Raw genomic sequence first — 2,215 nt, forward strand, 5'->3', positions numbered from 1 at the left:
CCTATTAGCGAAGAAGAGTTTAACTCTTTAATAAATCCTCCTAAAAGCGAAGAAGAGCTTTTAAACGAGGCAAAAGAGTTAAAAATCAACGAGATTAATACAAAAAAAGAAAATATTCTAAATGGTGGATTTTCTTTTAAAGGTAAAATCTATCAAAGTTCTAATGAAGATCAGTTAAGAATTAATGGAGCAGTAACCAATGCTCTTGTTAATCCTAATTTAATTCCTTATATTGATTGGATTGCACTTGATAATTCAACTACAAGATTTAGCGTAGATGAGTTTAAACTCTTTGCAAGTAGCATGGCTTATTTTGTGCAAGAAACTATTTTTAAAGCAAGTGCTTTAAAAGAAAAAGCTAGAAATGTACAAAGCAAAGAAGAACTTGATTTAATTGTTTGGGAGAGTGAAAAATGACTAAAACAGAATTAAAAAGGGTTTGTGTAAAGCCCTATGATAAAGACAGATTTGAAGTAATTAGTGATTATGCTTTTTCTTTGCCAAATTATAAAGGCATTGTACCACAAGGCTTTAAAACGGATGGAGCAAGTATCCCACGCCTTTTTTGGTCTTTGTTTCCACCTTTTAAAAGCGAGTATTTTAGTGCTTGTGTGGTGCATGATTTTTTGTGCGAAAAAGCAAACTCTAGGGCTGATTACAAAATAGCTGATTTAGCATTAAAAGAAGCTATGACTTTGCTTGGATGTTCTAAGTTTAAAATCTTTGTATTTTATCATTCTTGCAATCTTTATCATGCAATAAAATGCTTGATAAAAGGAAAATAAAAAAAGGTGAGCTACCCACGCAGTGGGACGGGGGCTTTCTCAAAGAGAGTGCAAAGCACAAGAGTAAAAGCGACTTTGGGCGGATTTTATTCGCACAAAGTGAAAGCATAAAAAGGAGTTAAAATGAAAGATTATGGAATTTCTTTTATTCCAGATATTAATCAAGGCTCAAAAGAGCCAAGTGAACCTATAGTTAGTGATAAGCTTAATGCTCAAAAAGTTAATGAGCTTATAGATAAAAAACTAAAGCTTTTTAAAGAAGAGCTTGTTAATAAAGAGGAGCTTAAAAGTCTCATTGAGGAAATTTTACAAGATCAAAATTTCCAAAATACAAACATAAAAATATCAAAAACCCCACCTAACTACAATACACAAGCTAAAGTAGGAGAAATTTGGGCGGTTGTAGAAAGTAAAAAACAATTATTTATTTGCACTGCTAATGATAATGATTTTACAAGCTGGGTTGATTTACTAGGAGATGGTAGCAATGATATTGTCCCTAAAGAAAAAATCATTATCACATTTGATAACACTACCACAGGTGGACAATATGGGGGTTGTATGAGTGATTTAAGACTTGGTTTTGAAAATGGTTTTGCTACTCCAAATAAAGTTCAAGATGAGTATGAAAACGCAAAATTTACTATGACTAAAGATGGTAATGGTCTTAATAGAAGCGATTTTACTATAGATTCTAATCCTATTGCAGGAGAAAACCAAATTTTAGGAACGATTAAGACAAGTGGTATTTATCAAGAAACCTATCACAAAATCGCCCATGTGTTTAAAAAATATAATGGTGGTTCTGATGAGTGTTGCTTATGGTCTAGTTCAGGAAGTAGAGAGGTAAGCATAGAACTTGAAAATACACCAATGCCTAATAAGCTTTTTGCTAGAGGTAATGGATATTATGGTCAAACAGAAATTACCAATGTAAGAGTAAAAAAATCCATTTTTATAGGTGAGCAAGAAATTCAAAGTGAAGATTTTAATGTTGAAAAGTTAGAAGCTAGTTCTGATACTTATGGAGATTATGCTTTTTTATTTGAAATTTCTAAACAAGATCAAATTGTTATAAAAAAAGAGCTTAATTTAAATCCTAAAAAAACAAAAAAATACAAAAAAATGTAAAGAAATAAGGAGTGAATAATGGCAGCAAATTATGGAGTTAATTTTAATATCAGCAATGGTGCAGCAAGTCCTATTAAAGTGCAAAGTGATACGCCTATTGGTATTGCTGGGGCTATAAAAGGTGCAAGTAAAGAAATGATTTACACAAAGGCTGGTTATGAAAGCGTGGATAGCTTTCCAATCTTTGCCTTTTCAAATGTAAGCAAAGCAAAAGAATTTGTAAACGATTTAATCAAAGAAAATAACTTACAAGATTTTAGACTTTTAGATACTTTAGAATGTATCAATCTACAAAATGT

General features: G+C 31.3%; 3 protein-coding genes and 1 pseudogene. All 4 read left to right on the forward strand.

The features are described from left to right. Positions 1-417: DUF4376 domain-containing protein (locus AJ885_RS00135; protein ID WP_070280505.1), on the forward strand; the 417-nt coding region annotated here is incomplete at its 5' end. Beyond that, the gene (locus tag AJ885_RS00140) at positions 414-785 is read left to right on the forward strand and encodes a DUF1353 domain-containing protein (RefSeq protein WP_070280507.1); all 372 of its coding nucleotides are present in this window, start codon (positions 414-416) and stop codon (positions 783-785) included. The genes AJ885_RS00135 and AJ885_RS00140, both read left to right, overlap by 4 nt. A 123-nt stretch (positions 786-908) precedes the next feature. Next, on the forward strand, positions 909-1,916 hold the full coding sequence (locus tag AJ885_RS00145) for a hypothetical protein (RefSeq protein WP_052805454.1): 1,008 nt from the start codon (positions 909-911) through the stop codon (positions 1,914-1,916). Positions 1,917-1,934: 18 nt separating this feature from the next. Further along, a pseudogene (locus AJ885_RS00150) lies at positions 1,935-2,215 on the forward strand (phage tail sheath family protein); the annotation flags it as partial.

The sequence above is a fragment of the Campylobacter sp. BCW_6464 genome, from assembly GCF_001762775.1.
In the GTDB taxonomy this organism is placed as follows: Bacteria; Campylobacterota; Campylobacteria; order Campylobacterales; family Campylobacteraceae; genus Campylobacter_D; species Campylobacter_D jejuni.

Bases quoted from the DNA above. Each gene is read 5' to 3' on its own strand.
- AJ885_RS00140 (WP_070280507.1), top strand. From the start codon at position 414: ATGACTAAAACAGAATTAAAAAGGGTTTGTGTAAAGCCCTATGATAAA.
- AJ885_RS00145 (WP_052805454.1), top strand. From the start codon at position 909: ATGAAAGATTATGGAATTTCTTTTATTCCAGATATTAATCAAGGCTCA.